General features: G+C 42.3%; 18 protein-coding genes. 8 read left to right on the plus strand and 10 right to left on the minus strand.

Features of this window, described 5'->3' with window-relative positions; all coding sequences use genetic code 11:
• Positions 1–88: 88 nt before the first annotated feature.
• The 4 genes from GNE10_RS02090 to GNE10_RS02105 form a co-directional block, all read right to left on the minus strand.
• Positions 89–868: an ATP-binding cassette domain-containing protein gene (locus GNE10_RS02090; protein WP_185563448.1), complete on the minus strand. Its 780-nt coding sequence runs from the start codon at positions 866–868 to the stop codon at positions 89–91.
• Positions 869–1026: 158 nt separating this feature from the next.
• A complete protein-coding gene (locus GNE10_RS02095; RefSeq protein WP_185563449.1) occupies positions 1027–1584 on the minus strand; it encodes a hypothetical protein in 558 nt (185 codons plus the stop codon).
• A gap of 54 nt (positions 1585–1638) precedes the next feature.
• Positions 1639–2100 (minus strand): DUF4079 domain-containing protein, encoded by a 462-nt coding sequence (locus GNE10_RS02100; RefSeq protein ID WP_185563450.1) that lies wholly within the window; start codon positions 2098–2100, stop codon positions 1639–1641.
• A gap of 285 nt (positions 2101–2385) precedes the next feature.
• Positions 2386–2781, minus strand: coding sequence for a DUF1830 domain-containing protein (locus GNE10_RS02105; protein ID WP_099066743.1), 396 nt, complete (start codon positions 2779–2781; stop codon positions 2386–2388).
• 586 nt (positions 2782–3367) lie between these two features.
• On the opposite strand from GNE10_RS02105, the gene GNE10_RS02110 reads away from it, so the two are divergent.
• The 5 genes from GNE10_RS02110 (at position 3368) to GNE10_RS02130 (ending at position 7799) form a co-directional block, all read left to right on the plus strand.
• Positions 3368–4960: a photosystem II high light acclimation radical SAM protein gene (locus GNE10_RS02110; protein WP_185563451.1), complete on the plus strand. Its 1593-nt coding sequence runs from the start codon at positions 3368–3370 to the stop codon at positions 4958–4960.
• 112 nt (positions 4961–5072) lie between these two features.
• The gene (locus GNE10_RS02115) at positions 5073–6461 is read left to right on the plus strand and encodes a DICT sensory domain-containing protein (protein WP_185563452.1); all 1389 of its coding nucleotides are present in this window, start codon (positions 5073–5075) and stop codon (positions 6459–6461) included.
• Positions 6458–7096 carry a pentapeptide repeat-containing protein gene (locus tag GNE10_RS02120; RefSeq protein WP_185563453.1) on the plus strand — a complete coding sequence of 213 codons (639 nt, stop codon included), beginning with the start codon at positions 6458–6460 and terminating at the stop codon, positions 7094–7096. Before GNE10_RS02115 ends, GNE10_RS02120 begins: the two co-directional genes overlap by 4 nt.
• Positions 7097–7164: 68 nt before the next feature.
• Complete coding sequence (locus tag GNE10_RS02125; RefSeq protein ID WP_185563454.1) at positions 7165–7398, plus strand: hypothetical protein; 234 nt, start codon at positions 7165–7167, stop codon at positions 7396–7398.
• Positions 7398–7799 (plus strand): type II toxin-antitoxin system VapC family toxin, encoded by a 402-nt coding sequence (locus GNE10_RS02130; protein ID WP_185563455.1) that lies wholly within the window; start codon positions 7398–7400, stop codon positions 7797–7799. Before GNE10_RS02125 ends, GNE10_RS02130 begins: the two co-directional genes overlap by 1 nt.
• A 190-nt stretch (positions 7800–7989) precedes the next feature.
• On the opposite strand, the gene GNE10_RS02135 is transcribed toward GNE10_RS02130, so the two are convergent.
• From GNE10_RS02135 to clpS, 3 genes are all read right to left on the minus strand, one after another.
• A complete protein-coding gene (locus tag GNE10_RS02135) occupies positions 7990–8280 on the minus strand; it encodes a hypothetical protein (RefSeq protein ID WP_185563456.1) in 291 nt (96 codons plus the stop codon).
• Positions 8281–8422: 142 nt separating this feature from the next.
• Positions 8423–9247 (minus strand): CPBP family intramembrane glutamic endopeptidase, encoded by an 825-nt coding sequence (locus tag GNE10_RS02140; protein WP_185563457.1) that lies wholly within the window; start codon positions 9245–9247, stop codon positions 8423–8425.
• Positions 9248–9296: 49 nt separating this feature from the next.
• Positions 9297–9578 carry an ATP-dependent Clp protease adapter ClpS gene (clpS, locus tag GNE10_RS02145; RefSeq protein WP_099066750.1) on the minus strand — a complete coding sequence of 94 codons (282 nt, stop codon included), beginning with the start codon at positions 9576–9578 and terminating at the stop codon, positions 9297–9299.
• Positions 9579–9877: 299 nt separating this feature from the next.
• Here clpS and GNE10_RS02150 point away from each other — a divergent pair, with 299 nt between their 5' ends.
• Positions 9878–10249: a hypothetical protein gene (locus tag GNE10_RS02150; protein WP_185563479.1), complete on the plus strand. Its 372-nt coding sequence runs from the start codon at positions 9878–9880 to the stop codon at positions 10247–10249.
• 107 nt (positions 10250–10356) lie between these two features.
• Here GNE10_RS02150 and GNE10_RS02155 read toward each other — a convergent pair whose 3' ends face one another.
• The 3 genes from GNE10_RS02155 to GNE10_RS02160 all read right to left on the minus strand — a co-directional run bounded on the left by GNE10_RS02155 (position 10357) and on the right by GNE10_RS02160 (position 12009).
• Positions 10357–11532 carry an LL-diaminopimelate aminotransferase gene (locus GNE10_RS02155; RefSeq protein WP_185563458.1) on the minus strand — a complete coding sequence of 392 codons (1176 nt, stop codon included), beginning with the start codon at positions 11530–11532 and terminating at the stop codon, positions 10357–10359.
• 45 nt (positions 11533–11577) lie between these two features.
• Positions 11578–11712: a hypothetical protein gene (locus tag GNE10_RS35700; protein WP_260446721.1), complete on the minus strand. Its 135-nt coding sequence runs from the start codon at positions 11710–11712 to the stop codon at positions 11578–11580.
• Positions 11713–11808: 96 nt separating this feature from the next.
• The gene (locus tag GNE10_RS02160) at positions 11809–12009 is read right to left on the minus strand and encodes a hypothetical protein (protein ID WP_099066752.1); all 201 of its coding nucleotides are present in this window, start codon (positions 12007–12009) and stop codon (positions 11809–11811) included.
• Positions 12010–12489: 480 nt separating this feature from the next.
• Between GNE10_RS02160 and GNE10_RS02165 the strand changes: the two genes are divergently transcribed.
• A complete protein-coding gene (locus tag GNE10_RS02165) occupies positions 12490–12819 on the plus strand; it encodes an STAS domain-containing protein (RefSeq protein WP_185563459.1) in 330 nt (109 codons plus the stop codon).
• 361 nt (positions 12820–13180) lie between these two features.
• Positions 13181–15946, plus strand: a complete 2766-nt coding sequence (locus tag GNE10_RS02170; protein WP_185563460.1) for a TIGR03936 family radical SAM-associated protein — start codon at positions 13181–13183, stop codon at positions 15944–15946.
• Positions 15947–16375 lie beyond the last annotated feature (429 nt).

Raw genomic sequence — 16375 nt, forward strand, 5'->3', positions numbered from 1 at the left:
AGTGTGGGGAGTGTGGGGGGAAAGATTTCTTCCCCATCCTCCCACACCTCCCACACCTCCTGCTTGCCCAATACCCAATGCCCAATATCTAAAATTCAAAATCGTTTTGAGATTGCGCTTTCATCAAGGTTTCTCGTAATTCATTCCAGTTGATTTGAGAAACTTTTTGATTTGCCGATAGATGACCTTGGTGTAGGTGTAATAATCGAGTGCAAAACATTTGGGCTAAATCGAGTTGTTGATTTACCATCAAAATCGTTGTTTGATGGTTTTGACTCAACTGGATTAAGACTTGTATTAAATGGGAAGCTGCACCAGCATCTAGGGCAGATGTTGGCTCGTCTAATAGTAAAATTTTAGGCTGGATGAGTAAGGCACGAGCGATCGCTACTAGTTGTCGTTGTCCGGCAGAAAGTTGCACCTCTGTTCGACCTAACCATTCACTAGGAATGTGGAGTTGTTCTTTCCAGTAATTGACTCTTTGCTCAATTGTCTGTTTGGACAAACCACGCAAAATCAAAGGATAAGCCAAAGCTTGCCCTACTGTCATCCCCAACAGCTTTGATTCTTGTAATACAAGTGTCGCCATCTGACGTAACTGGATAACGGGAATTTGGCGATACTCTTGATTTTCAAGATAAATTTTGCCGCTAGTGGGTTCCATGAGACGGTTTATCAGGCGTAATAAGGATGTTTTCCCTGCGCCCACTGCGCCTACAATGGCAATGCGATCGCTCTGCAATACTTCAAAGGAAATATCCTGCAATATCGGATATCCCTGCTGATTCCCTGAAGCTTGGGTTTTCAGTTTTGTAAACAGATTAACTTGTTCTAGCCTGAGTATGGCTTTTGCTGTGACACTATTCAAGGGGAATGGGGAGTAGGGAGTGGGGATATGGCTTCGCCAAAGTAAAAGGGGTAAAGATAGGGGAAAACATGAAAGGTAAAAGGGATGTATGTAGGGTTTATTCCCTTTCCCCTTTGCCCCTTTCCCTTTTCCCTACCCGAAGGGTTTTGCCCTATGCCCTATTTTATAGTTAAAGCTGTGGCGATCGCCCAACCATCAACCAACAGTAACAATAGTGTAAAACCTAGTAAAATCGCATACATCCACGGTTGTGCTAAAGGACGAACGTCTGTAGTGTCGATGTTGGTTTTTGCTTGGACAATCTGCACTAAACGAGCAAATCCAGCTACACGCATTGGTAGTAGATAAGCTTTGCCATCTTGGCTGAGAAAATAATAAACTAGACCTCCTTGACCAGTACTCCGAGGTTTTAACTCTTTGACTTCTGACCAAGGTAAAAACCAGCCTTTACGAAAAAAGCGGGGTACCCAACGGGGGTAAGTAACTTGAATTCCTTGTTCGTCCACTAGGACTTGTTCGGTCAACACTGCGTACAAGCCAACAAAGCCAATGCCAATTCCTATCCACAATAATGCTGGAGGTACTGGTGCGGCTGTTACCTGGGATAAAAAAGGTAATGGAACTGTGAGTGCTATGTATAGACTCAGCAGCGTTATCCGAATCAAAGGAGAAAGTTGAAAAACAGAAGCTGAGGTATTGGCTGAATTTGCTGTCACGGCTCAATTACAATGCTTTTCTTCATTGTAGGATAGCTTTTGGTCTTACCTCGTTTAAGGTAAATACTTTTGGACGACACTCCAGCCTGTAACGGATACCCAGGCAAATCCCACAAATAAAATAATATTTACGCCCACGTGTAAAGGTCTAGCCCAAGGTCGTCTAGCACTAATTTGGATTGCACTGAAAGCAGAGACTAAAACCAACGCTACCACAATCAATCCAGCGGCCAAATGTGAGGAGTGTCCCAGAGAACCAAAATGACCCAAAGTGCCAACAATGCCGATGGCCAGCAGTAGTAGCACTAAACTTACCATACTGATACCCATTAGATAGTGTAGCGATCGCACTCCTCTATTTCCGCCCATAAATAACGGAATAAAAGGAAATTGCAGCGAAGTCCTCGCTTGAAACATCCAAACGCCAGTGACTGCTAACATCAGGTATGCCAGCAAGGACAACCCCATCGACCAGGCGGCGATTTTCCACAACCAAAGAAATGAAGGCAGATTCATAAGATTGATTGTAGATGACAATGGGGCATTGGGCATTGGGAAGAGAATTAAAGGACTTCCATCAATCGCTATGTAGGTGGTAGAGGAGACAAGGGAGACAAGGAAGCAGGGGGAGCAGGGGAGCAGGGGAGATGGGGAGATGAGTTTTTACCCTCTGCCCCATGCCCAATTCCCAATGCCCCATGACCAATGCCCCATGACTAATGACTAATGACTAATGACTAATGACTAATAAAAAAAGGCTGCTGAATTCAGCAACCCTGAAATTGAGCCAAATTGTTTTTTTTAATCAACAGCTGCTAAACCAGCGACTTGTAAGGGTTTTATACTATCTCCGGTATTTGTTTTAAGTTGCTGCACCATTGCTTTGGTATCTATTGGTTCTTTTCCAAATGATGAGTCTGTATCTAACTCAGAATAGCTAGGTTCATCGAGCATCAAGCGATCGCACGGAATCTTATCGGATAAAATTGCACTAGCCATCATACCCGTATGAATCTCCAGTTGAGCTTTTCGCGGAGCTTCAAACACTAGGCGTTGTCCTGGAAAAACAACCCTTTCAAAATACCAATTGGGAATATTAGAGATGCGAGCTACCTGTATTTTGCTCGTGGCATTAATGTAGCAGCAGAGAATTTTCCCCGATTGCTCAGGTGGTAGAGGATCTAAAATTTGAGCCATAACTGCTGAGGAGCTTTACGCCACAATTTTACATTAGACTTTTCAAGCCTAGCACTGACTGATCCCCAGTTGCTGTAACTGTGAATACCAACTGAATATTTGTAGATTATTTCTACCTAAAGAAATATTTATGGTTATGAAAATTTTGTAATTATTTATGCCTTTTTCGCAATTATACACTATGTGTAAAAGCTTTAGATATTTTTACTCAGCATCAAAGCTTTAATTTTGCCAAGCCAGATAAATAGGACATTAATCTGACGATGATCCCTTTGCTTTCCTCTTTGCGAACAAGTCAGTTTTGCTGTTCGATCTATTCCAAGATTAATACGCTCAGATGGTCGCTTAATGAATAAACTCAATGTTATCGTAAAGCTATATGAAAAATATCTTCATAAATCTCTGTCTGTCATATGCATTTTGTGTGGAAAGTAACTTTATTGATGCTGACAATTGGAAACTAAAATTTGATGTTTACCAATAATCGGCTTCAATGTCAAGTGAAATTCTGATAGATAAAAGCACCAAAACAAAAATCCCCCTTAAATACTGAAGTTTTTCCTCGTTCTCTCCCAGCATTGGCAAGATGGCAGTCAAAATACCCACAATGGAAAATCGAATTCTTTATGTTCGCCTTCCCTGTAACCCCATCTTTCCCATTGGGGTTGTGTACTTGAGCGATGGCGTCCACAAGCAATTTCCCAACATCGAACAGCGCATCTTTGATTTGGGAACAGTACCACCTTTAGACTACACCTCGGCTTTGGATCGGTGTATCGATGAATTTAAACCCACACTACTAGTATTTTCTTGGCGGGATATTCAAATTTATGCCCCAGTGGGCGGGCGTGGCGGTAACCCGCTACAAAACGCTTTTGAATTTTACTACGCCCAGAATCCTCTATTAAAACTACGTGGGGCATTGGGCGGTTTGCGAATCTTCATCGCTTACTATGTAGAGTTGTGGCGTAACCTGGGCTTAATCAAACGTGGTTTAAAGCGTGCCCAAAAATATCATGCTGATGCTCGTGCAGTTGTGGGTGGCGGTGCAGTCAGTGTATTTTACGAACAGTTGGGTAAAAGCTTACCCCAAGGAACAATTATTTCTGTGGGTGAAGGGGAAACTCTGCTGGAAAAACTTTTAAGTGGCCAAGAGTTTCGAGATGAGCGTTGTTATGTTGTGGGAGAATCTCAACCACGAAAACGCCTAATTCACGAACAACCCACACCCATAGAAAAAACAGCTTGCAACTACGACTATATCGAAAGTATCTGGCCGGAGTTTAACTATTATCTGCAAGAGCAAGACTTTTATATAGGCGTACAAACGAAGCGTGGTTGTCCTCACAACTGTTGCTATTGCGTTTATACAGTTGTGGAAGGCAAACAAGTACGCATCAATCCAGCAGATGAAGTAGTTGCCGAGATGCGCCAATTATACGATCGCGGCATTCGCAACTTCTGGTTTACCGATGCCCAATTCATCCCCGCCCGCAAATTTATCGACGATGCTATAGAACTCTTGCAAAAAATCGTCGATTCTGGTATGACAGACATCCATTGGGCGGCTTACATTCGAGCTGACAATTTAACACCGCAATTGTGTGAATTGATGGTGAAAACCGGGATGAATTACTTTGAAATTGGCATCACCAGTGGTTCCCAAGAACTCGTGCGGAAAATGCGAATGGGTTATAACCTCCGAACCGTTTTACAAAACTGTCGTGACTTAAAAGCTGCTGGTTTCAATGACTTGGTTTCCGTTAATTATTCCTTTAATGTCATTGACGAACGTCCCGAAACCATCCGCCAAACCATTGCTTACCACCGGGAACTAGAGCGAATATTTGGTGCTGATAAAGTCGAACCGGCAATCTTTTTCATTGGACTACAACCCCATACTCATTTAGAGGAATATGCCCTCAAACAAGGCATTCTCAAACCAGGATATAACCCCATGAGTTTGATGCCGTGGACAGCTAAAAAGCTCCTCTGGAACCCCGAACCCCTTGGTTCCTTTTTTGGGGAAGTTTGTTTACAAGCTTGGCGGCAAAATCCCAACGACTTCGGACGCGAAGTCATGAACATTCTAGAAGAAAAACTCGGTTGTGCCGACTTAGAAACAGCACTTTCTTCACCCATAGAGAGGAAAGAAAAACAGCTAGCAGGTGTATCCTAGAAAACATAAAAAAATATGGGGATATTCAGAATTAAGAATTTTGAATTTCTCCCCTTTCTTCCTCAACGTCCTTAGCGCCTGAAGCGGTTCGTTTTTATAAAATCCCAAACTCATGTTAGAAGGTTCAATTCTACAACAGCTGGAAACAGCCCATCGCCACAGCACCAGGCCAATTCGATTCGGGGTGTACTACAAAAATACCCTAGTGTCCCTGTGCCATGCCCTAGAAGACCATATCCTAGCAGACGACGATCGCCCGCTAGTCATCACAGCCTTCCAACAGGGTAAATGGTATCTGCAAGAAGCCCAACGATATGCAGACATCGCTGAACGTAGCCGCGAAATTGCAATTATGGCTGCCCCTGACGCTGGCTTTGCGGAACATCCCACAAGCCTGCTACCTAATGTAGACTTAGTAGCATTAGATCCAACAGATCCAGTAGCACAGGAGTGGCACTTAATTATTTTGTCGCCGAAATACACAGCAATGGTAATTTGTCAAGAATTATCAGAGGCTGATTATGGCAGTAGTGGCATACCGACATCAGACTTAGAGCGGAAATTCTACGGCTTGTGGACATTTGAACCAGAATTAGTGCAAGAGACAGCAGAAATAGCGATCGCTCACATCAAAAAATATAACCCAGAACTGGCGAATCAACTCATTGCCCATAGAGAGGCGATCGTACCATCTACTGCTAGATTAGAAAATTTAGGTGCAGTTGTCTCCCGCGTAGTCGATTATCTCCAGACTGGGCAAGACAATTTATCCATCCCCACAGTCCTTGGTCAACAAACCCTAGACCGGAACTTAGTTTCTAACGAAATTCAAGCATTTTTGCGGATGGCACAACTCCTAGATATAGCAGATGTCAACAATCCAATGGCAGCAGCCGAAGTAGTAGCACTTGCCGAAGTTGTGGCGCAGCTTTTAGATCTTCCTGCATGGCAGATTAAGAGATTGCGGCTAGCAGCTTTGTTGCACCGCATAGATCCACTACAAAAAGCAGAAAGCGTTTTGACTTCTGGTAAAATACCAACACATTCTCAAGAAGATGCCCCTAGCTGTCCTTTAATACCAGGGGCACAGGTATTGCGAACCATGCCACGACTGCGAGCAGTTGCTCAAATTATTACTCATCAAACCGAATGGTGGAATGGCACAGGGGAACCAGCAGGTTTAGCTGGAGATGAAATTCCCCTGGAGTCGAGAATTTTGGCATTATTGGCAGACTTTCAATGGCGAGTAAATCAGCGAAAATCTTCAAATCAAAGTCGCCAAGAAATATTTACTCAAGCTTTAGATGAATGCAGACAGCAACAATCAAACCGCTTTGACCCTAAACTTATAGATACCCTAGCTTTATTAGTTATGGGTTTACAACAGGGACTCGATTTACCCATCATGACACCCAAAGTTAGTAGCGGCGTTTGGCTACTTGATTCCCAATGGGATAGCCACAGCAAGACAAGTGAAGAGATTGGTACTTACTACAAATGAATATTGAAGCTATCAAATTAGGAAAACTCAAACAACTCCCAGGGGCAAACTTAGAAGACGAGGAACTCTCCCGACTAGATTTAAACCGAATTAATCTTGCTGGTGCTACCCTTGTGGGTGTTAACTTCGCTGCTTCCAAACTCGAAGGCGGGCATTTAGAAGGGGCGAATTTAATGGGGGCGAACCTGCAAGGAACAGACTTGCGGGCGAACCTTATGGGAGCAAACCTCATGCAAGCAGATTTAACAGGCGCTGACTTGCGGGGTAGTAATCTGCGGGGTGCTAACTTGATGGGAGCCAGACTCAGCGATGTATCTTTGGCGGGTGCTTTCGTTAGTGGTGCCAACTTGATGAATGTCAACCTCCAAGGTGTGGACTTGCGCGGTGCTGACTTGCGCGGTGCAAACCTAACTGGGGCAAATCTCAAAGGTGCAGACTTGAGTCGTGCTGATTTGCAAGGGGCATTGTTGAGCGAAGCAAACCTGGAAGAAGCTGACTTGCGCGGTGCTAATTTGGCAGGGGCGAATTTTTCCGGGGCAAATTTGCTGTGTGCAGAGTTAGAAGGCGCAAATTTAAGAGGCGTTAATTTCGATAAAGCGTGTGTGGTGGGTACAGTGGTTGAAACGCGGGGGTAAATATTGCACTCAAAAAGGCAGTATCTAGCTACTGTTAAAATTTTTTCAGGTGAAGCAGGTGAAAATTTGTGAGCTTAAAAGAAGTTATTGAACTAGCAAAGCAACTTTCAACCGTGGATAAAGTACGTTTAATCCAGCAAATTGCTCCTGATATAGAACGCGAATTAACAGAGCAATCGTCTATCATTGCCCGCAAATCATTGTGGGGACTATGTGCTGATTTAGGAAAAGCACCTTCAGCAGACGAAATTGATGCAGTCCGTAGTGAGGAATGGGCTAGCTTTCCACGGGAGGATATTTAATGTTGCGTGCTGTGGCTGACACCCATACAGTCATCTGGTACATTTTTGGTGATTTGCGACTATCAATAACTGCCCAAAATACCATAGCTCAGATAGCATCTTCTGGCGATCAAGTTGCTTTTTCTTCCATTACCTTAGCCGAAATTGTATATTTGAGCGAGAAAGGGCGTATTTCTCCACTGACACTTGAACGGCTGCTTGCATCTATTGATGCAACTGATGCTGTACTGGTTGAAGTTCCCTTTAATCGGCAGATAGCCGAAACCTTACCCTTAGTCAATCGCTCACAAGTACCAGATCTACCGGATCGCATTATTGCTGCTACAGCCTTACATCTGGGAGTACCAGTGATTAGTCGAGATAGCAAAATCAAATTATCTAATGTGAATACTATTTGGTGACGATTATATAGGTAATCTGTACTTAGATGTTGTACATCTAATTTTCCAATTGAACTTATCTATATACAGGTATTTCAAATAAACCTGTTGTACATAAAATTTTATTAACAGTTTTCAATTGATTAAAGTACAAATATGATTAAGGACACGGCATTGCCGTGTCCCTACGTGCATACCTTATTCTAAATATTTAGACTACAACATCTGGCTCACTACCACCTTCTATATTGCTGTTATCGCTGTTAATAACTTCCGCGACTTCCTCACCTAGTAACCCACCACATGCAGTCCCAACGATTCCGCCTACAAACTGAAAGGTTTGTTCAGCAGCAGTATCTGCTATCCCTTCAATCAGTCCAGGAACAATAAATTCACCTAAAGCTAATCCAAATGCTCCTCCTGCGAAACCCCCTACAACAGATCCAATAGATGCACATGTTGCTTTAACAAAAAATCTGATTAGTTTTCGATTCGATTTCATACCAGACCAATAATATTTTAAAAGTATTCTTTTAAAGATTATTAATAAAAAACAGGCGCTGTCATTAGCAATTATGCTAGTTTTATATACTTTTTAAAAGCCAGTATTAACACTAATCAATAAATGTTTAATATTAAATATTTTATGAATTTCTTGTTCGCCCCCATATCAAAAACGCCAGTATACTCATCAAAAACACTCCCATCACTCCTTGTAAAGGATTATTATTCACACCAGTCACCCAATCAGGAACTTGACCAGAATATTTAACTAATTTTCCCACATTAATAATGTAGTAACCCCAGACTAAACCACCATGCAAACCAATGGGAAAACCTAAGCGTCCTCTGCGCCAACGCTTTCCCCATACCTGCGTTAACCCCAGCAATACTAAAGCTGGAAATTGCGGTAATGTCTGAATAATTACTGCTAACGGTTTAATAAAGTGCAAAGTTGCAAAGATAATTGCATCTGTCCACAATGCCACAGGCGGACTGTAATCTCGTTGTAATTCATCTAGCAACCAACCTCGGAATAGTAATTCCTCAGCAAAACCAACGCCCAAAGCGACAATTAAACCCTCTAAAATTACTTTTAGTAAAAAAACTTTTGGTTGTTGCCATACTAACCAACCCAACAAACCCTGTACCCCAAAAAGTATCAGAATATTAATTATCCCCACAGCCAAACCACGGATTAAATCCACACCGTTTTGCCGCGTGAATTCTAAGCCATAATGTCCGAGAATTTGGGGTTGCTGATAGACATGCTTACCCCATAGCCTCAACAGAGTAATAAATAATGCATATAATAATACTATTGTCAATATACTTACTAAATTTGAATCATTGATTAGTAAGTAAATTGGTGCGGCTAAGGGCAACCATAGCAGCAATAAAATCCCAATAAAATAACCCAGCCTAATAGGGGCAGGGCGTTCGGCTAAACGGACAAGGTTTTTTTTCATACAAAATTCAGTCAGCGATCGCTAATGACCAATGACCAATGACTAATAACTATTCATCAGGTTCAATCGTGCTACTTAAACCGTGACTTTTCAATGTTTCGCAATAGAACTCAGCATGTTCCTGAGCGCAAGTAATAACTAAAGCCATTCCATTAGTATGGGCTTCCATCATGATGCTAACAGCTTGGGGTTGAGTAAGGCTCGGCACAGTGGTTATTAATACCTGTACCACGTACTCCATAGAGTTGTAGTCATCGTTATGGAGCAAAACGCGATAGCGAGGCGCGAGCTTGCGGGACGTAGAACGCTTTTCTATGGTTTCAACTGACACTGCTCTTTGCTCTTTAATCGTTAATTCACTACAACAAAGCCTCTGTTTAGCGATGGCTTAACAGTTATTTACCTATTCTATAGTATTTCCGTCGAGATACTATGCCAGAAAACCCTTTGCTGTTGGGGATTAGTCCCATTAGTTTTGCGTAGGTACTGATAAACCATATCTCTAAGACATCATTGCCGTGAGAGTGCTACCCTAATGTTACAGAAGCTTCCTTTCAAAGGAGCACATTCTCAGTTTTAAATTCAACAACTTACAAAACAATTTTTATTGCCACCCAAACTGTCTAAATGATGGACATTAACTTAGATTTTCTTCAACCGGGACAAATTGTGTCTTTGAAGCATGGTGAGAAAAATCTATATGCAGAAGTCATTCAATTTGTAGTTTCTCGCCAGTTGTGCTGGGTGCGTCCTTTATTAATGGTCACCATCATTGAAGAATCCCCCATGATTACCGATTTACGCGATGCATCTGACTTACTCTGGCCTGCCGATTTATTTCAACCAGCTTTAGACACAGAAGTAATCACCTTATTGAGCCAAATTTTTGCAAAACAACCAAAAACAGAGCTTGACTCAACCGCCAAACAGCAACTCAATCAGTTTATTCATCAACTTTGGCAAGCATATCAAGAGGGACTGGGCATGGGGCATGGGGCGTAGGGCATTGGGTAAAACCCTTCGCTTAGGGAAAAGGGAAAAGGTTACATCAGGGATCTTTACTTTCCCCTTTTTCCCTTGCCCTTTGCCCTGTTTGCCCCAGTCCCCAATCACACATAACGAATACCAGCATCTCTCATCCGTTGAATTCCTTCTCGCAATCGTTCATCAGAGATAGTTAAAGCAATTCGGAAAAAGCCTTCCCCATATACACCATAACCACTGCCAGGAGGTACAACAATGCCACATTTGTCAAGTAGCAAATTCACAAATTCTATTGAAGAATATCCTCCAGGAACAGGTGTCCAGACATAAAGGGTAGCTTTAGGAGGCTGAATTGCCCAACCTAGAGATTGCAATCCGTTGATGATAATGTCACGGCGATTTTGGTAAACCGACATAATGGCTTGGAGTTCTGTCTCTGTGGTATTAGAATAAGCTGCGATCGCCGCTTGTTGAATTGCCTTAAATACCCCAGAATCAACGTTAGTTTTTACCTGCGCTAATCCTTGAATTCCCACAGAATTACCAGCAACAAAACCCACTCGCCAACCTGTCATGTTGTATGACTTAGACAAACTGTGAAATTCCAGAGCCACGTCTTTGGCACCCGGAATTTGCAGCACACTAGGTGGTTTGTAGCCATCGTATGCCATTTCTGAATAAGCATGATCGTGGCATAACAAGATATCATACTGCTTGCAGAAAGCTACCAATTCTTCCAAAAATTCTAGTGTTGCCAACGCCCCAGTGGGATTATTTGGATAATTAATCCACAACAGCTTTGCTTTGTGAGCTACTTCTTCGGGTATGCTACTCAAATCAGGCAAAAAACCGTTTTCTGCCTTCAAGGGCATAGCAAAAGACTCACCACCAGCAAAGATTGTCGAAGTTCGATACACAGGATAACCAGGATCTGGTATTAATGTATAGTCTCCTGGTTCCACAAATGCTAAGAAAGTATTATGAATTGCTTCTTTAGAACCAATTGAAGAAACAATTTCTGTATCGGGGTTCAACCCCGTTACACCAAACCGATTTTCCATCCACTTAGCTGCTGTCTCCCGGAATTCCTTCGTACCTCGATAGGGCGGATAGTTATGCATAGAAGCATCCTCAATCGCCTGATGCATTACCTGGAGAATATGATTAGGAGTCGGTTTATCTGGATCGCCAATACCCATATTAATGATGTCAACTCCCTGAGCAATGAGTTCATTCTGCCTCTGGATTATTTCAGCAAACAGATAGGGAGGAATTTTTTCTAGGCGTTTAGCGAACTGCATGGCTATTTATGAAGAATGCACAATCAAGATGGTCTTTAGCACAGTTTACGCCACCTTAGTATTTAAATAATCAATCTCATATAAAAATAAAACTAATGATTGTGCCCTTACTGTTGCCGTCGTATTTCCAGAAAGTACACCGTTAACAGCGCCTTTATAAGGATCTTCTTCCTGAGCCATGAGCGAGCCATCATAACTATTTTTAAAGTTTGATTGCTCTGGTTATCATTCAATTAAGTTCATCAGCTAAAAACCTCTATACCTGAAGACAGAGGATTAGTATCCAAGGCTAGAAACCAACTGAATCCGACCAGCATCCATCTCTGACATTAATAATTCTAAAGCTTCGTAGTCAACGTCAGAAATATAACCAAGTTGAGTCAATTCTAAGTTAATTTCATTTTCTATTTCAGGAGTTAATTTTTTAATATCAAGAGCTTTTTCTACTAATTTACGAATAGCGTACCTAGTTCTCATAAGTAATAACCCACGTCTATTATGATATTAATTATTCCAGATAATTCTAAGTATAAAAAGCGATCGCATATTACTTTCTTTAGTGATATAGATCACAATTTAGATTAACTAGACAAACAATTTGTGGTGATTTTGGCTAATATCATCAATATCATCAGTAACAGTAAAGTGTGAGATTTAACCTACCGTTAAGACTTGGCTAAATTAGCTTAAGTTATAGACTAGGCAAGTTTCCTCAGGAAAGTTACGGATAATTTTTCTGTTTTACTGCTGTCTATGTTGATTGTTTTTGAACTGAGATAAAAAAAAAGTATATATGAACACATTTTAAACTGGAATTATGACAATCTTTAAACAGACATAGGAAAGCAATAAAGATTCAGCAAAGAAACCTAAGACATATGGTCGATGCAACAAAAAAAAGTTTATGTTCAAATAATTCTTACCTTGACGCTTCAATAATTCTCATAGGATGTAACCATGCAAGCAGTGCTTCAGTATCCCAAAATTGCGGTTATTCAACCACAAGGCTCTTTGAATGCTGCAAACGCTTTAGAAGTTGAACGAGATCTGACCACAGAGCTAACAAAAAATGATATTTCCATCTTGATGGTAGATCTAGGGGCAGTAGAATCCTTAGACAGCGCAGGGTTGATGGCATTATTATCTGTACACAAACTAGCTTTGAGTTTAGAAAGGAGTTTTCGACTTTGCAATATCGCTCCCTCAGTGAAGATTATTTTTGAACTGACGCAGCTCGATAGAGTTTTTGAAATTTTAGAAAGCGAAGCTGACTTATCTGCAACATAAATTCATATAAAAACTATCTAAAACAAACAAAATTCACGTGTGGAGTGGACTTTATGTAAAGGAGTTATAAGTTGCAACAATAAATTTTGTTCAAAGCCCTGATTCGATGCTAATGTTGGGTTTTAGCTAAATCAAAAAGTTTCTGCCTGCGGAAGGCGGATGCCTGGGTTCCAGTTTTGACTGGATAAAGGGGGAAACCCCTCCAAATGCTGTGTAAGTCTTGGAGCGTTTTTGGTAACGCACATTGTTTTTACAATGTCCCCAACAAAGCAACGGCAAATGACACGGGAAGCCTACACTGTACCGAAAGTCAGTGTAGGTACTTCACTAACTGTAATTAAGGTAGCTCGAAGATAGCACAGTGGCTGTTGCAGTTGAAAAGCTAATAACACCGGATATTTTAAAACCAGGGCGTTACTTGGGTAACGAGCGCTTAGCAGTACACAAACCTTGGGAAACGACTACAATCCGCTGGGTGTTAACTTACCCAGAAGTCTATGAAGTCGGTGCATCGAATTTAGGGCACATCATTTTATATAACATTTTGAATGCCCAAAAAAGTCAATTGTGCGATCGCGCCTACTTACCAGGACAAGATCTATCAGCTAAATTGCGGGAAACCAATACACCGTTATTTGCAGTAGAGTCAAAGCGATCGCTAACAGAATTCGACATTTTAGGCTTTAGCCTCAGTTACGAACTGGGTGCAACAAATATCCTAGAAATGTTGGATTTGGCGGGAATTCCTTTAACATGGCAAGAGAGAAGAGACGCTCTTACGCGAGGACAGGAAGACAGGGAGAATAAAGAAAATATCACCGCGTCTCTCCATCCCCACGTCCCCCTTCGGGTTCGGAAGTTTGGACTCGACGGGAACCGCCAAGACTCCAACTTCCTCACTGCGTCCTCTCCTTACCCATTGATTTTTGCTGGAGGACAGACAGCAACATCAAATCCTGAGCCTTACGCTGACTTCTTCGACTTTTTCGCTCTTGGAGATGGAGAAGAATTACTACCAGAAATTGGTTTGGTATTAGAAGAAGGCAAAAAAGCTCTTTTGAGCCGGGAAGAATTGTTACTAGACTTGGCACAAATCCCGGGCGTATACGTGCCTCAGTTTTACGAGATGGCAGACGATGGCTCAGTTCATCCTCTGCGTCCAGATGTTCCCAAACAAATTCTGCGAAGAGTTGCAACTCCCATCCCAGCATATTCTATTGGCTTGGTTCCCTATGTAGAAACAGTACATGACCGCTTGACCATTGAAATTCGCCGTGGCTGTACTCGTGGCTGTCGTTTTTGTCAACCAGGAATGCTGACTCGACCGGCACGGGATGTAGAACCCGATAAAGTGGTAGAAGCAATTGAACAAGGGATGCGGGCAACAGGTTACAATGAATTTTCCTTACTTTCCTTGAGTTGTTCTGATTATTTATCCCTACCAGCGGTGGGGATGGAAATTAAAAATCGCTTAAGAAATGAAAACATTTCTCTGACTCTACCCAGCCAACGAGTAGACAGATTTGATGAAAATATTGCTAATATCCTTGGAGGTACGCGGCAAGGTGGACTGACCTTTGCTCCAGAAGCTGGAACTCAGCGGATGCGAGACATCGTGAATAAAGGTCTGACAAATGAAGAATTGTTGCGGGGAGTGAAAACCGCTTGGGAGCAAGGCTGGGACAAAATTAAGCTGTATTTTATGATTGGCTTGCCAGGTGAGACAGATGCTGATGTCTTAGGCATTGCTGAAACAGTAAGTTGGCTACAGCGTGAGTGTCGGGGCAAAGGCAGAAAACCCCTAAACTTTAATTTGACAATTTCTAACTTTACCCCCAAGCCGCATACACCATTTCAGTGGCACTCAGTTTCTACCAGTGAATTTAAGCGCAAACAAAACCTGCTGCGGCAGGAATTCCGTCGGATAAAGGGAGCAAAGGCAAATTTTACCGATGTCCGGATTTCGGCAATGGAAGATTTTATCGGGCGAGGCGATCGCACTTTGGGCAAAGTAGTACGCCGCGCCTGGGAATTGGGTGCAGGTATGGATTCGTGGTATGACAATTTAGATAAAGCTTTCACTGCTTGGGAAGATGCGATCGCCCAAGCTGGTCTAGATTGGAAGTACCGCCAAATTGAAAACGGCGAATGGAATGTATTTCAAAAAGAGGAGCAGAGTGGAGAATTCCTAACTCCCGACTTGCGACTCGCGACTCCCCACTCCTTCGATGCTCCTCTACCTTGGGATCATATTGATACCGGCATTGACAAAAAATGGCTTAAAGAAGACTTGGAACGCGCTTTAGCAGCCGCAATTGTACCCGACTGCTCCTTTGAAGGCTGTTCTCACTGTGGCGTTTGTGGCACTGATTTTGGCCACAATATCGTCATTGAACCACCTGCTGTGCCAAAATTCGCTGGCGAATTTGTCCCTAACACCACTAGAACACAACGAATACGAGTTTGGTTTGGTAAACAAGGAAACATGGCTTTGGTGAGCCATCTCGATTTAATCCGTTTATTCGATCGAGTTGTGCGGCGAGCAGGGTTGCCAATTGCCTTCACTGGTGGATTTCATCCAATGCCGCGAATTTCTCTAGCCACGGCTTTAGCTTTAGGAGCAACTAGCAGTGGTGAAATTGCGGATTTTGAATTAACAATGCCAGTACCAGTTGATACTTTTCAAGAAAAATTAGCGAAAGAAATGCCCATAGACATACCTATATATAATGTGGCGCAAATTGATGTAAAAGCGAAAGCCGCTAGCCAACTTTTGGAAGCCGCAGAGTATTTAATGACTGTGGCAGCAGCAAATGAAGTGACCCCTGCACAATGGCACAACTGGATTGATAGCATTAAAGCCAAAGACGAATTCTGGTACGAGCAAACAACCAAATCAGGCAAAAGCCAGTTAATAAATCTGCGCGATCGCTTGTTTGAATTGGAATTGGTAGAAACCCACAAAAACACAGCAGAATCTATATCTGTTATTCGTTATGTAGGCAGCTACCGCCAAAATGGTTGGCTCTTACGTCCCGAACAAATGGTGTTTATGCTAGAGGCAGTAGCCAATGTAGAGTTTCAAATCCAACACATCCACCGCAATCGCCTAGTTTTAGGGGTATAATCCCTCTATGGCAACTTGCTAGTAGTTGTCATAAGATAGCACATCATAGGAATTGATTTTTAGCAAGGTTGCGTTAGAATGAGATGAAGAGAAATTTTCTGGCGCTGCATTGAATTAGCTGGTTCACTACCCTCGCATTCAGGGGGCGAAAGCAAAGATTTTAGAGTGCAACTTCTAGGATTTTATCCCAGACAAACTGAGGCAGATTAAAGAACACACACTCTCTCTATAGCTAACTTGTGAATCAGTAACGAACAGCAGGCTCGGTTAGGTTCTCTAACTCCATGCTTTTTAAACAACTGCTGAATGTCTAATCCACAGTAGTGCCTAAGAGCCAGTATTTTACTCTTGTAGAGTTGTACTCCTTTGGATAACTCGCTGTGAAACCAACTGCCATCGGCTATGCCGACTTATAGACGCCCACAGACG

This window comes from Nostoc sp. 2RC, assembly GCF_014222165.1.
Lineage (GTDB): Bacteria > Cyanobacteriota > Cyanobacteriia > Cyanobacteriales > Nostocaceae > Nostoc > Nostoc linckia.

Coding starts and splice junctions, on each gene's coding strand:
- GNE10_RS02100 (WP_185563450.1), bottom strand. CDS start 2,100: ATGAATCTGCCTTCATTTCTTTGGTTGTGGAAAATCGCCGCCTGGTCG.
- GNE10_RS02105 (WP_099066743.1), bottom strand. CDS start 2,781: ATGGCTCAAATTTTAGATCCTCTACCACCTGAGCAATCGGGGAAAATT.
- GNE10_RS02110 (WP_185563451.1), top strand. CDS start 3,368: ATGGCAGTCAAAATACCCACAATGGAAAATCGAATTCTTTATGTTCGC.
- GNE10_RS02115 (WP_185563452.1), top strand. CDS start 5,073: ATGTTAGAAGGTTCAATTCTACAACAGCTGGAAACAGCCCATCGCCAC.
- GNE10_RS02120 (WP_185563453.1), top strand. CDS start 6,458: ATGAATATTGAAGCTATCAAATTAGGAAAACTCAAACAACTCCCAGGG.
- GNE10_RS02130 (WP_185563455.1), top strand. CDS start 7,398: ATGTTGCGTGCTGTGGCTGACACCCATACAGTCATCTGGTACATTTTT.
- GNE10_RS02135 (WP_185563456.1), bottom strand. CDS start 8,280: ATGAAATCGAATCGAAAACTAATCAGATTTTTTGTTAAAGCAACATGT.
- GNE10_RS02140 (WP_185563457.1), bottom strand. CDS start 9,247: ATGAAAAAAAACCTTGTCCGTTTAGCCGAACGCCCTGCCCCTATTAGG.
- GNE10_RS02150 (WP_185563479.1), top strand. CDS start 9,878: ATGGACATTAACTTAGATTTTCTTCAACCGGGACAAATTGTGTCTTTG.
- GNE10_RS02155 (WP_185563458.1), bottom strand. CDS start 11,532: ATGCAGTTCGCTAAACGCCTAGAAAAAATTCCTCCCTATCTGTTTGCT.
- GNE10_RS35700 (WP_260446721.1), bottom strand. CDS start 11,712: ATGGCTCAGGAAGAAGATCCTTATAAAGGCGCTGTTAACGGTGTACTT.
- GNE10_RS02160 (WP_099066752.1), bottom strand. CDS start 12,009: ATGAGAACTAGGTACGCTATTCGTAAATTAGTAGAAAAAGCTCTTGAT.
- GNE10_RS02165 (WP_185563459.1), top strand. CDS start 12,490: ATGCAAGCAGTGCTTCAGTATCCCAAAATTGCGGTTATTCAACCACAA.